This window comes from Sphingomonas sp. Ell38C01 (assembly GCF_055231975.1).
In genome coordinates this window covers 2,694,293-2,711,229 of sequence record NZ_JBUYVA010000001.1, presented here as the reverse complement: position 1 = coordinate 2,711,229, position 16,937 = coordinate 2,694,293, and the positions used below count along the sequence as shown (strand labels likewise).

General features: G+C 70.4%; 15 protein-coding genes and 1 tRNA gene. 15 read left to right on the top strand and 1 reads right to left on the bottom strand.

The window, feature by feature from the left end:
* Positions 1-12: 12 nt before the first annotated feature.
* The 3 genes from ACV7NO_RS12790 (at position 13) to ACV7NO_RS12780 (ending at position 4,798) form a co-directional block, all read left to right on the top strand.
* Positions 13-87 (top strand) — tRNA-Val (locus ACV7NO_RS12790).
* A 328-nt stretch (positions 88-415) separates the two neighbouring features.
* Entirely contained in the window at positions 416-2,017 is a 1,602-nt protein-coding gene (locus ACV7NO_RS12785; RefSeq protein ID WP_463406366.1) for a hypothetical protein, read from the top strand.
* 63 nt (positions 2,018-2,080) lie between these two features.
* Positions 2,081-4,798, top strand: a complete 2,718-nt coding sequence (locus ACV7NO_RS12780) for a TonB-dependent receptor domain-containing protein (protein WP_463406365.1) — start codon at positions 2,081-2,083, stop codon at positions 4,796-4,798.
* Between the two features lie 29 nt (positions 4,799-4,827).
* Here the strand turns inward: ACV7NO_RS12780 and ACV7NO_RS12775 are convergent, their stop codons facing one another.
* Positions 4,828-5,493, bottom strand: a complete 666-nt coding sequence (locus ACV7NO_RS12775) for a prolyl hydroxylase family protein (RefSeq protein WP_463406364.1) — start codon at positions 5,491-5,493, stop codon at positions 4,828-4,830.
* A 114-nt stretch (positions 5,494-5,607) separates the two neighbouring features.
* On the opposite strand from ACV7NO_RS12775, the gene ACV7NO_RS12770 reads away from it, so the two are divergent.
* From ACV7NO_RS12770 to gspN, 12 genes are all read left to right on the top strand, one after another.
* Complete coding sequence (locus ACV7NO_RS12770) at positions 5,608-6,447, top strand: type II secretion system protein N (RefSeq protein WP_463406363.1); 840 nt, start codon at positions 5,608-5,610, stop codon at positions 6,445-6,447.
* Positions 6,444-8,630: a type II secretion system secretin GspD gene (gene gspD, locus ACV7NO_RS12765; protein WP_463406362.1), complete on the top strand. Its 2,187-nt coding sequence runs from the start codon at positions 6,444-6,446 to the stop codon at positions 8,628-8,630. The genes ACV7NO_RS12770 and gspD overlap by 4 nt, the downstream gene beginning before the upstream one ends.
* Before the next feature lie 101 nt (positions 8,631-8,731).
* Entirely contained in the window at positions 8,732-10,222 is a 1,491-nt protein-coding gene (locus ACV7NO_RS12760; protein WP_463407342.1) for a GspE/PulE family protein, read from the top strand.
* A 59-nt stretch (positions 10,223-10,281) separates the two neighbouring features.
* Complete coding sequence (gene gspF, locus ACV7NO_RS12755; RefSeq protein ID WP_463406361.1) at positions 10,282-11,505, top strand: type II secretion system inner membrane protein GspF; 1,224 nt, start codon at positions 10,282-10,284, stop codon at positions 11,503-11,505.
* Positions 11,506-11,510: 5 nt separating this feature from the next.
* Entirely contained in the window at positions 11,511-11,984 is a 474-nt protein-coding gene (gene gspG / locus ACV7NO_RS12750; RefSeq protein ID WP_463406360.1) for a type II secretion system major pseudopilin GspG, read from the top strand.
* The gene (locus ACV7NO_RS12745; protein ID WP_463406359.1) at positions 11,959-12,495 is read left to right on the top strand and encodes a GspH/FimT family pseudopilin; all 537 of its coding nucleotides are present in this window, start codon (positions 11,959-11,961) and stop codon (positions 12,493-12,495) included. Before gspG ends, ACV7NO_RS12745 begins: the two co-directional genes overlap by 26 nt.
* Positions 12,482-12,877, top strand: a complete 396-nt coding sequence (gene gspI / locus ACV7NO_RS12740) for a type II secretion system minor pseudopilin GspI (protein WP_463406358.1) — start codon at positions 12,482-12,484, stop codon at positions 12,875-12,877. Before ACV7NO_RS12745 ends, gspI begins: the two co-directional genes overlap by 14 nt.
* Positions 12,878-12,987: 110 nt before the next feature.
* Positions 12,988-13,623, top strand: coding sequence for a type II secretion system minor pseudopilin GspJ (gspJ, locus tag ACV7NO_RS12735; protein WP_463406357.1), 636 nt, complete (start codon positions 12,988-12,990; stop codon positions 13,621-13,623).
* Positions 13,613-14,593, top strand: coding sequence for a type II secretion system minor pseudopilin GspK (gene gspK / locus ACV7NO_RS12730; RefSeq protein ID WP_463406356.1), 981 nt, complete (start codon positions 13,613-13,615; stop codon positions 14,591-14,593). Before gspJ ends, gspK begins: the two co-directional genes overlap by 11 nt.
* Positions 14,590-15,672, top strand: coding sequence for a type II secretion system protein GspL (gspL, locus tag ACV7NO_RS12725; RefSeq protein ID WP_463406355.1), 1,083 nt, complete (start codon positions 14,590-14,592; stop codon positions 15,670-15,672). The genes gspK and gspL overlap by 4 nt, the downstream gene beginning before the upstream one ends.
* Positions 15,669-16,145, top strand: a complete 477-nt coding sequence (gene gspM, locus ACV7NO_RS12720) for a type II secretion system protein GspM (protein ID WP_463406354.1) — start codon at positions 15,669-15,671, stop codon at positions 16,143-16,145. Before gspL ends, gspM begins: the two co-directional genes overlap by 4 nt.
* Positions 16,142-16,867 (top strand): type II secretion system protein N, encoded by a 726-nt coding sequence (gene gspN / locus ACV7NO_RS12715; RefSeq protein WP_463406353.1) that lies wholly within the window; start codon positions 16,142-16,144, stop codon positions 16,865-16,867. Before gspM ends, gspN begins: the two co-directional genes overlap by 4 nt.
* Positions 16,868-16,937 lie beyond the last annotated feature (70 nt).

Below are 16,937 nucleotides of genomic sequence, written 5' to 3'. Positions count from 1 at the left end.
CCAGTTTTTCCGGGGCGCGTAGCTCAGCGGTAGAGCACACCCTTCACACGGGTGGGGTCACAGGTTCAATCCCTGTCGCGCCCACCAGATTCAGGCCCGTCACTCCATCAGGAGCGGCGGGCCTTTCTGGTTTCTGGCGGGCGTCGATCGGGCACTTCCCTCCGTCATCCCGGCCTTGAGCCGGGATCCCGCTTCTGGCGCGACGGTCAAAGAAGCGGGACCCCGGATCAAGTCCGGGGCGACGAGGGGGGACAACGTCCGTCACGAAACCGCAACATCATCGTCACGCAAACGTCTCCCAAATCGCACGCAGCTGTCATCGGGCACCCCTAGCGGGAGCGGCAGAAGCCGACCGGCAGTCCTTGCCGAGTCGGGCCCGGACCGGGGGGTCCGGCACCGCAACCGGGAGTCTCGCATGTCCAGCCTCAAGCGTATCAGCCGCCTCAGCCGTCTCCTCCTCGCAGGGAGCGCGTGCGCCGTCCTAGCGTCGTGCGGCGGCGCCGACGGGGTCGCCTCGCCGGGTGAAGGCGTCCTGGTCGTGCCGTCGACCCCGACTCCGTCGCCGACCCCGTCGACTCCGACGCCGACCCCCGGCACGCCGGCGACCAGCTGCCCGACGGGGACGACCGACGTCGGCGTGATCGGCGCGTTCCGGTCTTGCCGGATCCCGTCGCTCATCACCTCGGCGCTGTCGCTGCCGAAGGTCGCGGGCGTCGCGTACGAGATGAACGGCCGCGTCGACGTGGGCGTCGACATCGGCGGCGCGGGGACGACCGCGGGCGGCGTCTCGACGACGCTGACGATCGCGGCGGGCAGCATCGTCTATGCGAACACGACGAATTCGGACAACGACTTCCTCGTCGTCAACCGCGGCTCGCGGCTTATCGCGGAAGGCACCGAGACCCAGCCGATCATCTTCACCGCGCAGGCGAACCTGACCGGCGGCGTGACCGACGAATCGCAGGGCCTGTGGGGCGGGATCATCCTGGCCGGGCGCGCGCCGATCTCGAACTGCAACGCGACCGTCGCGGGCGGATCGGCGACGTGCGAGAACGTCGTCGAGGGCACCTCGACCGCGCTGTACGGCGGCGCGACGCCGACCGACAATTCGGGCACCGTCCGTTATGTCCAGATCCGCTATTCGGGCACGATCATCAGCCCGAACAACGAGCTGCAGGGCCTGACGCTGGGCGGCACCGGCTCCGGCACCACCGTCGACCACGTCCAGATCCACAATTCGTCGGACGACGGCATCGAGGTGTTCGGCGGGCGCACGAACATGCGGTATCTGGTGATGACCGGCGCGGACGACGACGGGCTGGATACCGATGTGGGCTGGCAGGGCTTCGTCCAGTTCGTGCTGGCGATCCAGAAGCCGACCAATACGCAGACCGACAATTATTCGACCGAGATCGACTCGAACGGCAACGAGGACGCGCTGCCGCGGCAGAAGTACACGCTGGCGAATTTCACCTTCGTGTCCACCTCCTCGGCGACGAACGCCGCGATCCGGCTGCGCGGCGGGGCCGATGCGCGCTTCGTCAACGGCATCGTGACGGGCCCGACCGCCTGCCTCAACATCGTCGCGGGCGATGCGAGCAACGGCGGCAAGTCGACGATCCGCGCCGCCAATGCGGCGATCGACGACAACGGCCCGCCGGTGTTCAACTCGGTGCTGTTCGGCTGCGCGACGCCCTATGCGGAAACCGCGGTGAACGGCGTGACGGTGACGACCGCCGAGCAGCGCGCGATCTTTACCGCAGCGGGCGGCAACAATGTCGAGAGTGCGACCGGGCTGCTGACGGGCACGTACCTGCCCGCCGGCGCAGCGACGACGAACGCTGCGTTCAACGCCTCGACGCTCAACCCCTCGGGCACGTCCTTCCTCGTCAACACCAGCTATGTCGGCGCGGTCAGCGGCCCCAACGACACCTGGTACACGCGCTGGACCTGCAACTCGAACCGCGCGAGCTTCGGCTCGGCGAGCAGCGCCTGCACGACCGTCCCGACCACGTGACGATACGCACCGGGGGGCGGAAGGCCCGCCCCCCGGTCACCTGACGACGTTCCGGGGGGACCCATGAAGACCTACGCTGCCATTCTGCTCGCGAGCACTTCACTCGCCTTTGGCCTCGCACCCGCCGCCGCGCTGGCGCAGGCGAACCCGGCGCCGGCCGCGCCGCCGTCCGGGTCGGTCGTCCAGCCCGGCGCGGGGACGCCGGCCGCCCCGGAGGCGCAGGCCGACGAGGCGCAGGAGCAGGTCGAGGTGTCGACCCCGGGCTCGTCCGCAGTCGAGGGCGATATCGTCGTCGTCGGGCGCAACATTCCCAATGTCGTCCGCGCGACCGCCGCGGTGGTCAACGTGCTGTCGAGCGCCGACATCGCGCGCACCGGCGAGGGCGATATCGCGGGCGCGCTGAGCCGCGTCACCGGCCTGTCGGTCGTCGGCAACGGCTTCGTCTATGTCCGGGGCCTCGGCGATCGCTATTCGTCGTCGCTGCTCAACGGATCGCCGCTGCCGTCGCCGGAGCCGCTGCGCCGCGTCGTGCCGCTCGACATCTTCCCGACCAACGTGATCGCGTCGTCGCTCGTCCAGAAGAGCTATTCGGTCAACTACCCGGCCGAGTTCGGCGGCGGCGTCATCAACCTGACGACGCGCGCGGTGCCCAAGGAGACGTTCCTGCAGGTGGGCGGCAGCGTGGCCGCGGATACCGTCACGACGAGCGAGCTGGGCTATACCTATTATGGCAGCCGGTCCGACTGGACCGGGTTCGACAATGGCGAGCGTACCGTGCCGGGGTTCATCAAGGACGCGGGGCGCAACGGAACGTCGCCGACCTCCGCGCAGATCACCGCGCTGTCGAACGCGCCGACGACCTTGCTCCAGACCAACAACCAGCTGCCGGCCAACTGGTCCGGCGAGTTCAGCGGCGGCACCTCGATCGACATCGGCGCGACGCGCGTCGGCGTGATCGCGAGCGGCGGGATCAGCAATTCGTGGCGCACCCGCGGCATCCGCCAGCAGGTGACCGACGATCCCGGCGGTGTGCTGAGCCGCGATTTTCGCACCGTGCTGACCGACAACCGCTCGATCGTGAACGGACTGCTGGGCTTCGGCGCGGAGTTCGGCGAGAACAAGATCCGCTGGACCAACCTGTACATCCACGACACGTTGAAGCAGGGGCGCCTGTCGCGCGGATCGACCGCCAATATCGGCACGCTGCCGGGCGGGATCGATCCGTTCATCAACCAGAACACCAACTGGTTCGAACGCGAGCTGATCGACACGCAGCTGGTCGGCGAATACAAGCTGTCCGACCAGTTCTCGCTCGACGCGCGCGGCAGCTACGCCAAGACGCGCCGCGACAGCCCGTACGAGCGCGCCTTCACCTATCAGTACAACCAGGCGATCCGCGACTATACGAACAACCTGTCGGGGCTCCAGTCCGCCAGCGTCGCGTTCAGCGCGCTCGAGGAGGACCTGTGGTCGGGCCAGGCGAACCTGACCTGGACCGCGCCGACCGATCGCCAGCTCGCGCTGTCGGTGGGCTATGCCTACAGCGATACCGACCGGACCTCGAGCCGCTATACCTTCCAGTATTCGGGTCCGAACAACGGGCCCGTCAACGACGCGGTGGCGCAGCTGCGGCCGGATTACCTGCTGAGCGACTATACGATCCAGCAATACGGCATCTACCTGCGCAACACGTCGACCGGGCAGGGCGCCGCGGCCTATGACGCGTCGCTCAGGATCCATGCGGGGTACGGGCAGGTCGAGGCGGAGCTGCTCGACGGGCTGCGCGCGACGGCGGGCGTGCGGTACGAGAACGCGAACGAGCGGGTGATCCCGACCGGCGGCGCGCGGACGAGCCTGAAGAACGATTACTGGCTGCCCGCCGTCACGCTGACGTACAATTTCGCGGCGGACATGCAGCTGCGCGGACACTTCTCGAAGACGCTGGCCCGCCCGCAGTTCCGCGAGCTGGCGCCGCAGCTGTACCAGGATTTCGAGAGCGACCGGCTGTTCTTCGGCAACCCGTTCCTGAAGGATTCGAAGCTGACGAACGCCGAGGGGCGGTTCGAATGGTATTTCGCGCGCGACCAGCGGCTGAGCTTCGCTGGCTTCTACAAGAAGATCGACGATCCGATCGAGGCGGTGGCGTTCTTCCCCGCCGGTTCGGACAATCTCCAGACCGGGTTCGCCAACGCGCCGAGCGCGCAGCTGTACGGCGGTGAGGTGGAGATGGTGAAGTATCTGCCGCTCGATGTCCTGGGCGACGGGTTCTTTGCGACCCGGCGCGCGATCGTGATCGCGAACTACACCTATACCAAGTCGAAGCTGAAGGTGGGCGACGAGCTGATCGCGAGCCCGTTGCAGTCGGGCAGCCAAGCGGTGCTGCGCCCGGCCAACGTGTTGTTCCAGGACGGCGGCTCGCTGGTCGGACAGTCCGACCACCTGGTCAACGTGCAGTTGGGCATCGAGGACAAGGAGAGCTTGAGCCAGGTGACCCTGCTGTTCAACTATGCGAGCAACCGCGTGACGAACCGCGGGCCCGTGGCGGGCGGCGGCGGCGTCCGGCTGCCCGACCTGATCGAGAAGCCGGGCCTGCGGCTCGACCTGGTCGCGCGGCAGGGCGTAGAGCTGATGGGGACGAAGCTGGAGGTGAAGGCCGAGGCGCGCAACCTGACCGGCACGGGCTATCGCGAGTTCCAGACGTTTTCGAACGGCGTGCAGGTGGATATCAACCGGTATCGGCTCGGTCGGGTGTTCTCGCTGGGGGTGAGCGCGACGTTCTGACGGGGTTTGCGTCATCCCAGCCGGGGCGGTCACCCCCAGGGTCGCACCCGGAACCACTTGGTGATGACGTACTTCTTGCCAGCTCGCACCTTCATCCCGTGGTGGATCGTCGAGGGGTTGGGCGTGCCGTCGGCGCGCAGGTTGCTCCAGCAGACGAGCTTGCCGGTTTCGGGCTGGACGATCTTGTCGACCGCCTTGAAGCGGGTCGCGCCGCCGGCTTCGGGTTCGTTGAGATAGACCATCGCGGTCCAGGTGCGATTGCCCGCGACGCTGCAGTATCTGGCGAAATCCGTGCCCTGCGGCTCGAAATAGTCGGTGTGCGCCTTGAACTCCTGCCCGACCGCGTAGCGTTGGCCCTGCAACGGTTCGCCGTGCGCGGGGGCGACACCGAGCAGCGCGCAGATCGCGGCATCGACGTCCGCCACGAGCGAATCGGTGCCGTCGAGATCGCAGGTCTCGCTGGTGCGGAACGCGGCGTCGCCATTATAGTCGGAGACGGTGGAGGGGCGGCGCCTCGCGTCGATGCGGTCGACCAGCGCGGCGCAGGTCGATGCGTCGAGGAACGCGCGTCGGAGGAACAGCGTGAGCTTCGGGCTGGGGACGCGCTGGATTCCGGGCTGGGCGGTCAGGTGCGCGACGACGGGTTCGATCGGATAGCCCGACGGGGCGATCGCGGCGGAAGCGGAGGTGGCCATGCGCGCGGGAGTATCAGCCCGAAATGCGTGGCGCCAGCGGGGCAAATGTTTCAGAACGTTGACATGCGGATGTAATATCGCGCCCCTAGCGGGGAATCTTGTGGGCGGGGCCGGATGCGACTGACTTTCGATGCGCGGGCACGCGCGATCCTGCGGCGGATACCCGTCGTCAACGTCTATTCGGTGCTCGAGCTGGTGCTGCTCGCGGGGCTGGCGACGCAGTGCGCCCGGCTGGCCTGGGCGATCGCGACGCCGATCGCGCCGCTGGGCGAATGGCGGCCGGCGGAACCGGTGGTGCCGGGATCGGTGCAGGGGATCTTGAGCGGGTTCGACCCCTTCTATCGGTTGGGCGGCGGTGCGCAGGCGGGGCCGGCGGTGGTCACCTCGCTCCAGCTGACATTGTTCGGCACGCGCGTGAACGAGGCGACGGGCAAGGGATCTGCGATCCTTGCGGGCGCGGACGGCATCCAGAAGAGCATATCGGTGGGGGAAGAGATCATTCCGGGCGTTTCGCTGAAGGCCGTCGCCTTCGACCATGTCACGATCGACCGCAGCGGCGTGGCCGAGGACCTGTTCCTCGACCAGTCGGGGGCCGCCCCTGCGTCCCCGGTTCCGGGCGCGCCGCCGGCATCGGGCGGTGCGGCGCCGACTCCGGCAGGGGCGGTCGACGTGTCGCAGCTCAAGACCGATATCGGCTTCGTGCCGCGGATCGATGGCGGGCGGCTGAGCGGGCTGGTGGTGCGCGCGCAGGGGTCTGGCGCGGCGTTCCGCGCGGCAGGGCTGCGCGACGGCGACGTGGTGACCGCGATCGGCGGGCGACCGGTGACGGGGCAGGGCGACCTGGAGCGGGTCGCGGGCGATTTCGCGCGGGGCGGGTCGCTGCCGCTGACGGTCGAGCGCGGGGGGCAGGCGATGCCTCTGTCGGTGCCGCTGTCGGCGGGGGCGCCGCGATGAGGCGCTTCGTTCTTGCGGGCGTGGCCGCGCTGGCACTGGCCGCGCAGGCGCACGCGCAGCTGACGCTCAACGTCCGCGACGCCGACATTCGTGCGTTCATCGCCGACGCCGCGAAGGTGACCGGGCGGACGTTCATCATCGACGGGCGGGTGCAGGGCAAGGTGACGGTCGTCACCGACCGGCCGCTGTCGCGCTCCGAATATCTCGAGGTGTTCCTCTCCACGCTGCGCGCCAACGGGCTGGTCGCGGTGCCGACCGCGAACGGCGCGTTCCGGGTGCAGCCGATCGACGGCGCGGCGGCGCAGCCGGGGCGGGTGGGCGTCGGCGGGGCGGCGCGCAACAGCTTCGTGACCGAGATCGTCCGGCTGCGATCGATCGACGCGCAGTCGGCGGTCGACACCGTCCGGCCGCTCGTCAGCCAGCAGGGATCGGTGAGCGCGAACCGGGGGGCGAACAGCCTCGTCATCGCCGATTTCGCGGACAATATCCGTCGAATCCGCGAGGTGCTGCGCCAGGTCGACGCCGATACCGCGGCGACGCGCGTGGTGGCGCTGCGCAACGCCAACGCCAAAGAGGTCGCGACCGCGCTGACCGCGCTCATCACGACGGGCGGGCAGGGGCAGGCGGGTGCGGCGGCGACCTCGGTCGTGGCGATCGACAGCTCGAACTCGATCGCGTTGCGCGGCGACGCGCGATCGGTCGCGCGGCTGGCGGCGGTGGCGAGCGAGCTGGACCTGAAGGCGAAGAGCGGGACCGAGATCAAGGTGGTTTTCCTCGAGAATGCGGATGCCGAGCAGCTGCTGCCGGTGCTCCAGCAACTCGTCGGGCAGACGCCGACGCAGCCGCAGGCGACGCAGCTGACGTCGTCGACGTTCGGCCAGACCGGCGGATCGGGCGGCCAGACGCAGCAGGCCCAACCCGTCCAGCAGCAGCAGCAGTCGCAGCCGATGTCGGCTGGATCGAGCGGCGGGCAGGCGGCGCTGACGACGCAGGGCGGGCGCACCGCGGCGGTCGTCACGCGGTTCGCGGGCGCGAACGCGATCGTGATCGCTGCCCCGGCGGAGATCCAGCGGCAGCTGGCGGACGTGGTGCGCCAGCTCGATACGCGGCGCGAACAGGTGATGATCGAGGCGATCGTCGCCGAGGTGTCCGACGCGACCGCGAACCGGCTGGGGTTCCAGTTCCTGCTCGGCAACCTGAAGGGCGGCGCGTTCGGCGCGTCGAGCTTCTCCAACTCCGCGCCCAATCTGCTGACGATCGCAGGCGCGATCGGCGCGCGCAGCCTGGCCACCAGCACGACGACGGTGAACGGCACGACGACCGTCACCACCACCGACAATTCGATCAGCGACACGCTGGCGCAGTCCGCGATCCAGTCGATCCTGGGCGCGGGGGGCGGGTTCGGCGGGTTCGGCGGGACGATCGGCGACACGATCTTCGGCACGATCGTCAACGCGGTGAAGAGCGACACGACGTCGAACCTGTTGCAGGTGCCGCATCTCGTGACGCTCGACAACCAGCCCGCGCGCACGCTGGTGGGGCAGGAGATCCCGATCACGACGGGGCAGGCGCTGTCGAACAATTTCGACAACGCGTTCCGCACCGTCCAGCGCGAGAATGTGGGCATCCAGCTGGAGGCGCGGCCGCAGGTCAATTCGTCGGGCACGATCAAGCTGAACCTGAAGCTGGGCGTCAGCTCGATCGCCGGGCCGGTGTCGAGCGACAATTCGGAGCTGATCCTCAACAAGCGCGAGGTGGAGACGACGCTGACGGTCGACGACGGGCAGATCGCGATCATCGGCGGGCTGCTCGACGACAACGAGCGGCGGACGATCGAGAAGATCCCGTTCCTGGGCGACATCCCGGTGCTGGGCAACCTGTTCAAGTCGCGCGCGAAATCGCGGACGAAGACGAACCTGATGATCTTCATCCGTCCGTCGATCCTGCGCACCTCGGCGGACAGCCGGCGGGTGACCGAGCAGCGTTACGGCTATCTGCGGTTGCAGCAGGGGCTGGCATCGCCGGGACAGGAGCCGTCGATCGACCAGCTGGTGCGCGATTACATGGGCGCTGCGCCGCCGATCCCGTCCGCGCCGGTGCCGGGCAACATCGAGGATCCGCGGATCATGGCGCCGGTGGTGCGCAACTCGTCGACGACGATCAAGCCGGCGAAGGACCGGTGATGGAGGGGCGGCCTTCTCCCCTCCCGCATGCGGGAGGGGTCGGGGGTGGGCTCCCGCTCAATTCCCACGGTCCGCTCGTGGCGGAGCGGGAGCCCACCCCCATCCCCTCCCGCGAGCGGGAGGGGGGCAGTGTTTCGCTCATACCCTATGCCTTCGCGCGCAAGTTCGGGGTCGTGATCGACGGCGAGCGGGTCGCGATGCGGGAGGGGGCGGATCCGAAGGCACTGCTGGAGCTGCGGCGGTTCCTCGGGCGGGCGTTCGATGTGGCGTTCGTCGAGGCGCCCGCGTTCGATCGGTTGCTGAGCGACGCCTATGCGATGGACGGGCAGGCCAACGCGCTTGCCGCGGTCGGGATGGGGAACGATCTCGACCTGCTGGCAGGCGACCTGCCGACCGCGGAGGACCTGCTCGACACCGCGGACGACGCGCCCGCGATCCGGCTCATCAACGGGGTGATCGCGGATGCGGCGCGCAACGGCGTGTCGGACATCCATATCGAGCCTTACGAGAGCGGGCTGGTCGTACGGATGCGGATCGATGGGGTGCTGCGCGAGACGCTGAGAATGCCGCCGCACGTCGCGCCCGTCGTCGTCAGCCGCGTGAAGGTGATGGCGCGGCTCGACATCGCGGAGCGGCGGGTGCCGCAGGACGGGCGGATGGGGCTGACGCTGGGCGGCAAGCTGCTCGACGTGCGCGTCTCGACGCTGCCCAGCCGCGCGGGGGAGCGCGTGGTGCTGCGTATCCTCGATAAGGACAATGCCGGGATCGACCTCGACGCGCTGGGCATGGGGCCGGCGATGTTCGCGCTATTGAAGGGCGCGATCGCGGAGCCCAACGGGATCGTGCTGGTGACCGGGCCGACGGGCAGCGGCAAGACGACGTCGCTCTACGCGGCGCTGCGGCTGCTCAACGACGGATCGCGTAACATCCTGACGGTCGAGGACCCGGTCGAATATGCGGTCGACGGGGTCGGGCAGACGCAGGTGAATCCCAAGGTGGGGCTGACCTTCGCGGCGGGACTGCGCGCGATCCTGCGGCAGGATCCCGACGTGGTGATGGTGGGCGAGATCCGCGACCGCGAGACCGCGGAGATCGCGGTGCAGGCATCGCTGACCGGGCATCTGGTGCTCTCGACGGTCCACACCAACGACGCGGTCGGTGCGATCACGCGGATGCGCGACATGAAGGTGGAGCCGTTCCTGCTCGCCTCGACGCTGCGCGCTGTGATCGCGCAGCGGCTGGTGCGGCGGCTGTGCCCGGTGTGTCGACGCGCGGTGAAGGCGGACGGCGCGGTTGCGGCGATGGTGGGCGCGACGCCGGGCGAGACGGTGTACGAGGCGGCGGGCTGCGACGCGTGCGGGCAGAGCGGGTTCAAGGGGCGCGTCGGCGTGTTCGAAGGGGTGCGGGTCGACGAGACGATCCGTCGGCTCATCAACGACGGCGGTGACGAGGCGGCGATCGCGCGGCACGCGTTCGCGCGCAGCGACACGCTGGCGGACTCGGCGCGCGCGCTGGTGCGGCAGGGGCTGACGACGCCGCAGGAGGCGGTGCGGGTGTCGCGGCAGGATGCGGTGGAGGTGGCGGATGTCTGATCCGCTTCATCTCCGCTCGCTCGAGACAAACGGTTTCTGGTTGTCCGGCGCACGCGCGCATGGCTGATTTCGACTATCTGGCGATCGATGCGCGGGGGCGCGAGGTGCGGGGGCATGTCGCGGCCAACGATACCGACGCGGCGCGCGCCACGCTCGACCGGCGGCGCTTATACGTCGTGCGGATCGAGCCGGGGAGCGCGCCCGCCACGAAGGGCCGCCCGTTGTTCGGCATCAAGCTCGGCGCCCCCAAGATGTCGGGCAAGCAGCTGACGCTGTTCACGCGCCAGCTGGCGACGCTAAACCGGGTGTCGCCGCTGGAGGAATCGCTGCGCACGATCACGCGGCAGACCGAACAGGAAAGCGTGCGCGCGATCGTCGCGGAGGTGCATGCGGGCGTGGTCGAGGGGCGGCGGCTGGCGGATGCGATGGGGCGCGCGCCGAAGAGCTTTCCGCCGCTGTACCGCGCGATGGTGGCCGCGGGCGAGAGTTCGGGATCGCTGCCGACGATCCTCGAGCGTCTGTCGTCGCTGCTCGAGCGGCAGGCGGAGATTCGGGGGAAGCTCATCACCGCGATGGCGTATCCCGCGGTGCTCGCGCTGGTGGCGATGGGGGTCGTGACCGCGCTGATGATGTTCGTGGTGCCGCAGGTGGTGGAGCAGTTCGACACCGTCGGGCAGGAACTGCCGCTGCTGACGCGGATGGTGATCGCGCTGTCGGCGTTCCTGGTCGGATACTGGTGGGCGATCCTGCTGGCGGTGGCGCTGGCCGCGTTCGGCGGGTGGCGCGCGCTGAAGGATCCGGGCTTCCGGCTGGCGTTCGATACATGGCTGCTGAAGGTGCCGCTGCTCGGGCGGCTGCTGCGCGACCTGCATGCGGCGCGGATGGCGCGGACGCTGGGGACGATGGTGGCGAGCCGGCTGCCGCTGCTGGAGGGGCTGACGCTGACGGGGGGGACGATCCACAACCGTCGGCTGCGCGTGGCGTCGGATGCGATCATCGACGACATCCGCGGCGGCGGGAGCCTGTCGACCGCGATGCGGCGCGCGGGCGTCTTCCCGCCGCTGCTGACGTACCTGGCGGCGAGCGGCGAGGCGGCGGGGCGGCTGGACGAGATGCTGGAACGTGCGGCGGACTATCTGGAGAAGGAGTTCGACCGCTTCACCGCGACCGCGCTGTCGCTGCTCGAACCGCTCATCATCGTCGTGATGGGCGGCATCGTCGCGACGATCGTGCTATCGATCCTGTTGCCGATCCTCCAGCTCAACACGCTGGCGGGGGGCTGAGACTCATGAGGTTGCGTATGTCCGAGTGCAGCGTCCGTCATCCCCGCCGTCGCGCGGGCGGTAAGCGAAAGAACGGTTTCACGCTCGTCGAGCTGATGGTCGTCATCGTCATCATCGGGCTGCTGGCGACCATCGTCGCGCTCAACGTGCTGCCGTCGGGCGACCGGGCGCGGACCGAGAAGGCGAAGGCGGACATCGCGACGATCGAGCAGGGGCTGGAGATGTTCAAGCTCCAGAACTTCAACTATCCGACGACCGCGCAGGGGCTGGCTGCGCTGACGTCCGCGCCTGCAGGGCTGGCGGAGCCGTCGCGCTATCAGGCGGGCGGGTATCTCAAGAAGCTGCCCAAGGATCCGTGGGGCCGCGAGTATCTCTACGCGTCGCCCGGGCAGCATGGCGCCGCCGACGTCTGGACCTATGGGGCCGACGGCAAGGAGGGGGGCGAGGGAGTCGATGCCGATATCGGCAGCTGGCAATAGACTCCGGTCGACACGCGAACACGGCTTCACGCCCGTTCGGCGTTTCGCCGAACACGGCTTCACGCCCGTTCGGCGTTTCGCCGAACACGGCTTCACGCTCGTCGAGCTGATGGTCGTCATCACCGTGATCGCGCTGGCGAGTGCGGCGGCGGTGATGGCGATGCCCGATCCGCGCGGGCGGCTGGTCGACGAGGCGACGCGTTTTGCGGGGCGGGTGCGTGCGGCGCAGGCGCAGGCGATCGTCGGCGCGCGGCCGGTGAGCGTGTGGGTGACCGCGGGCGGATACGGGTTCGACGAACGCCGCGCGGGGCGCTGGGTGCCGATGGGCGAGAAGCCGCTGCTGGTGTCGCAGTGGACCGAGGGGACGAGTGTGACCGCGACGGCACGCGAGCGCGTGGTGTTCGACGAGACCGGGCTGGCGGACCAGCCGCTGAGCGTGCCGCTGCGGCGCGGCTCGGCTGCGGTATCGGTGCGGATCGATGGCGACGGGCGCGTCCGTGTCGAGGCGTAGCGCCGGCACCGAGGGGGGCTTCACCCTCATAGAGATCATGGTCGCGCTGGCGGTGTTCAGCCTGGCCGCGCTTGCGCTGATCCGGCTGGAGGGGGAGACGATCCGCGGGACCGGGCGGCTCGACGCGATCTTCCTGGCGCAGACGGTGGCGCGCAACGTCGCGATCGAGGCGATGACCGATGCGCGACCGCCCGCGCTCGGGCAATCGGCCGGCACCGAGCGCAACGGCGGGCGCGACTGGGCGTGGGCGCGCAGCGTGCGGGCGACGGGGGATGCGCGGATCCTGCGGATCGACGTATCGGTGAGCGATGCCTCGGGCGTGGTGCTCGGGCGGATGACGATGGTGCGGCCGCCGCAGGCGGCGACGGCGGTGGCGTCGTGACCCATATGGCTTTGCTCTCCCGCCATGCCGGGCTTGGCCTCGCCTCCACGGCCTTGCGTGAACCACGATCGATGCGTGCGCGCCACGACGGATGCCGGGCCAGGCCCGGCATGACGGCCGACGCCGGCTTCACGCTGATCGAGGTGATGATCGCGCTGCTGATCTTCGGGATGATCGCGGCGGCCGGGGTGGCGCTGCTGTCGTTCAGCGTGCGTGCGCAGGGGGTGACGGCGGCGCGGCTCGACGATGTGTCCGCGCTCCAGCGGCTGTCGTCGGTGATGGCGGCGGATCTCGCGCAGGCGCTCGACCGGACGACGCGCGACGAGGGCGGCGCGCTGGCTCCGGCGTTCGTCGGGGGGGCGGGATCGTCGGTAATGCCGATGCTGCGCGTAGTGCGCGGCGGATGGAGCAACGTCGACGGCGCGCCGCGGCCCAACGCGCAGAAGGTGGCGTATCGCTGGACCGCGGGCGCGATCGAGCGGGTGGCGTATCCCGAGCTCGACGGCGCCGCGCCGCTCGCGCCGGTGGTGCTGGTCGACAAGGTGCGGCAGGCGACTTTGCGCTATCGCATCGGCGGGGCGTGGAGCGACGTCTGGGCCGGGACGGGGCCGGTCGCGCTGCCGCAGGCGGTGGAATTGACGATCGTTCGCGACGACGGCACGACCTTGCGGCAGGTTTTCCTCGTCGCGTCACCCGCATCGAACCCGACGCCCATGCCTTCCCCGAGCCCGACCAATGCTTCCTGAACGCGAGCGCGGGGCGGCGCTTTTGACCGTGCTGATGCTGGTCGCGGTGATCGCGGTGATGGCGGCGACCGCGCTGGAGAAGCTGCGCGTCACCACGACGCTGGCGGCGAATGCGGGGGCGATCGATCAGGCGCGCGCCTATGCCTATGCGGCCGAGACGCTGGCGGTGACGCGGGTGACCGACATCGTCGCGCGCGATCCCGAGCGGATGACGCTGGCGGACGGCTGGAGCGGCCGGCCGTTCGCGCTGCCTGTGCCCGGCGGCGTCGCGACCGCGCGGGTGTATGACGGCGCAAACTGCTTCAATCTCAACGGGCTGGTCCAGCAGACCGGGCCGGAGACCTATGCCGAACGGCCCGCGGCGACCGCGCAGTTCGTGCGGCTGATGCGGCTGGTGGGCGTGCCGGGGCGGTTGCCGGAGACGATCGCGGCGGCGACGGTCGACTGGATCGACACCGACAATGCGCCGTTGAGCGGGGGCGCGGAGGATTCGGTCTATGCGACGAAGCCGGTGCCGTACCGCACCCCCAACGCGATGATGGCGGATGCGAGCGAGCTGCGCGCGGTCGACGGGCTGACCGCGGATGTGTGGGACCGGGTGAAGCCTTGGGTCTGCGCGCTGCCGGTCGCGCAGCCGTCGGTGCTCAACGTCAACACGCTGACGCCCGAGCAGGCGCCGCTGTTCGCGATGCTGCTGCCCGAGACGGTCGGCGTCGATGCGGCGCGCGCGATGCTCTTGCGCCGTCCGCCGCAGGGCTACAAGACGACGGACGCGTTCTGGGCGGCGCCCGCGCTGGCGGGGCAGGTCGCGTCGGGCGAGGCGAAGGCGCAGACCGGGGTCGTCACGCGGTGGTTCGCGCTGAGGGTCGACGTGGCGCTGGGGCGTGCGGAAATCCGCGAGACGGCGCTGATCGATGCGCGCAGGGCGCCGGCACGGCTGGTGTCGCGAAGCTGGGGGGAAGGCGCGTGAGCGCGACGGTGATGTTCCTGCCGGGCGACACGCTCGGCTGGCGATGGCTGCGGATCGATGGCGACGGCGTGGTGGCGCGCGGCGAGGGCGTGCCTGCGCTCGATGCGTCTCCGGTGACCGCGGTGGCGCCGGCGGGGGACGTGACCCTGCACTGGGCGACGCTGCCCGATCGCTCCGCGGCGCAATCGGTGGCGGCGGCGCGGATCCTGGTGGCGGAGGCGAGCGCGTCGCCGCTGGCGGATCTACACGTCGCGGTCGGGCGCGAGGACGCGGCGGCGGAGCGGCCGATCGGGGTGGTGGCGGTGGCGGATGTGGCGCGCTGGCTGGCGATGCTGGCGGAGGCGGGGGTCGATCCGGTCGCGATCGTGCCTGCGCCGATGCTGCTGCCGCGCCCGGACGAGGGCTATGTCCGCGCCGACCTGGCGGGCGAGGGCGTGGTGCGCGGCGGCACGAGCGGGTTCGCGGACGAGGCGCGGCTGACCGAGCTGGTGACCGGCGGCGTGGCGCCCGAGACGCTGGCGCGGGGCGAGAGCGATGCGGCGATCGTCGCGGCGGTGGCGGCGCCCGCGCTCGACTTGCGGCAAGGGGCTTTCGCGCGGCGTCGGCGGCGCGCGATCGACTGGCGGCTTGTGCGCCGGATGGCGGTGCTGGGGCTCGCGATCCTTGGCGTGACGCTGGCGATCGATCTGGTGCGGATCGGGAAGTACAGTTTCGGCGCGGATACGGTCGAGGCGCGCGCGGACGAGCTGGCGCGGCGGGGCCTGCCACGCGGCGAGACGGTGAACGATGCGGGGCGGCAGCTGGAGGCGCGGGTCGCGGGGGTTCGTGGACCCGGGCTGGGGTTCAGCCGGACCGCGGCGGCGGCGTATGCGGCGGTGCGCAGCGTGCCGGGGAGCGAGGTGACCGCGATGACGTTCGAACCCAATGGATCGCTGCGCCTGAGTGTCGCGACGCAGGGCGAGGGGCAGGCGAACGACCTGAAGCGCGCGATGGAGGCGGCCGGGTTCGCGACGACCGCCAGTGTGTTCGCCTCCGCGGGCGGGCGCGTGACCGGCGAGCTGACGGTGTCGCCGCGATGAGATCGCTGGCGGCATGGTTCGAGGGGCGGTCGCTGCGCGAGAAGCGGTTGCTGCTGGTGATGGCGGCGCTGGCCGTCGTCGTGCTGCTGTGGGCGGGCATCGTCCGGCCGGTGAGCGACGGGCTGGCCTCGTCGCGTGAGCGCTATGCGGGCGCGGTGATCCGGCTGGGGCGGACGCAGGCGGCGATCGACGCGATCGAGCGCGCGCGCCGCGATCGCGCGCCGCCGCTGGTCGCGCCGCTGGCGGATACGGTGCGGATGCAGGCGGACCAGGCCGGGTTCACGATCGGGACGCTCGATGCCGAGGGCGCAGACCGCGTGCGGATCGCGATTCCCTCCGCGCGGCCCGGCGTGCTGGTCCAGTGGGTCAACCGGCTGGAGCGTGGCGGCGTGCTGGTCGACCAGTTGGCGATCACGAGCAACAATGATGGCAGCGTTTCGGCGACGATGACGCTGCGGGTGCGCGGCGCATGAGGCGGATACGGTTGCGGACGGGGCCGGCGGCGCTTTTCGGCGCGATGCTGGCGATCGCGATGGTGGTGTTCCTGCCGATGCGGCTGGCGCTGGCCTGGACCGGGCTGGGCGACGCCGGACTGAGCGCGCGGGCGGCGCGGGGAACGGTGTGGTCGGGGTCGCTGGCGGAGGCGCGGTTCGGCGATCTGGCGCTGGGCGATCTGCGCGCGGGGGTGTCGCCGCTGGCGCTGCTGGTCGGGCGCGCGCGGGTCGATCTGGCGACGCGGGTGCCGGGGGCGGCGCCCTCGGTCGATGGGGCGGTGTCGATCGGGCGGCATGTATTCGCGATCGACGACATGACCGCGACGCTTCCGACGGGGGCGATCTTCGCGCCGTTGCCGGTGACGACGGTGGGCCTGGAGGCGTTCAGCGTGCGGTTCCGCGACGATGTGTGCGAGGAGGCGCAGGGGCGCGTACGGCTGACGCTGGCGGGCGACGTCGCGGGGGTGCCGATCGCGCAGGCGATGACGGGCACCGCGCGGTGCGACGCTGGCGCGCTGCTGGTGGCGTTGCAGGGGCAGGCGGGGACCGAGCGCGCGACGCTGCGGGTGACGGGTGCGGGGCGGTATACGGGCGAGCTGTTCGTGACACCGGGGGATCCGGTGTTGGGGCAGAAGCTGGAACTGGCGGGGTTCGTGGCGACCGCGAACGGGTATCGACTGGCGGTGGAGGGGCGGTTCTAGGGCCAATCGACATTCGGCTATGGTGCGCAGATACGTGCCGAAATCCGTCACCCCTGACCCTTCGACAAGC

Excerpts from the sequence above, each read along its gene's own strand:
- ACV7NO_RS12785 (WP_463406366.1), top strand. The coding sequence starts at position 416 with ATGTCCAGCCTCAAGCGTATCAGCCGCCTCAGCCGTCTCCTCCTCGCA.
- ACV7NO_RS12780 (WP_463406365.1), top strand. The coding sequence starts at position 2,081 with ATGAAGACCTACGCTGCCATTCTGCTCGCGAGCACTTCACTCGCCTTT.
- ACV7NO_RS12775 (WP_463406364.1), bottom strand. The coding sequence starts at position 5,493 with ATGGCCACCTCCGCTTCCGCCGCGATCGCCCCGTCGGGCTATCCGATC.
- ACV7NO_RS12770 (WP_463406363.1), top strand. The coding sequence starts at position 5,608 with ATGCGACTGACTTTCGATGCGCGGGCACGCGCGATCCTGCGGCGGATA.
- gspD (WP_463406362.1), top strand. The coding sequence starts at position 6,444 with ATGAGGCGCTTCGTTCTTGCGGGCGTGGCCGCGCTGGCACTGGCCGCG.
- gspF (WP_463406361.1), top strand. The coding sequence starts at position 10,282 with ATGGCTGATTTCGACTATCTGGCGATCGATGCGCGGGGGCGCGAGGTG.
- gspG (WP_463406360.1), top strand. The coding sequence starts at position 11,511 with ATGAGGTTGCGTATGTCCGAGTGCAGCGTCCGTCATCCCCGCCGTCGC.
- ACV7NO_RS12745 (WP_463406359.1), top strand. The coding sequence starts at position 11,959 with ATGCCGATATCGGCAGCTGGCAATAGACTCCGGTCGACACGCGAACAC.
- gspJ (WP_463406357.1), top strand. The coding sequence starts at position 12,988 with ATGACGGCCGACGCCGGCTTCACGCTGATCGAGGTGATGATCGCGCTG.
- gspK (WP_463406356.1), top strand. The coding sequence starts at position 13,613 with ATGCTTCCTGAACGCGAGCGCGGGGCGGCGCTTTTGACCGTGCTGATG.
- gspM (WP_463406354.1), top strand. The coding sequence starts at position 15,669 with ATGAGATCGCTGGCGGCATGGTTCGAGGGGCGGTCGCTGCGCGAGAAG.
- gspN (WP_463406353.1), top strand. The coding sequence starts at position 16,142 with ATGAGGCGGATACGGTTGCGGACGGGGCCGGCGGCGCTTTTCGGCGCG.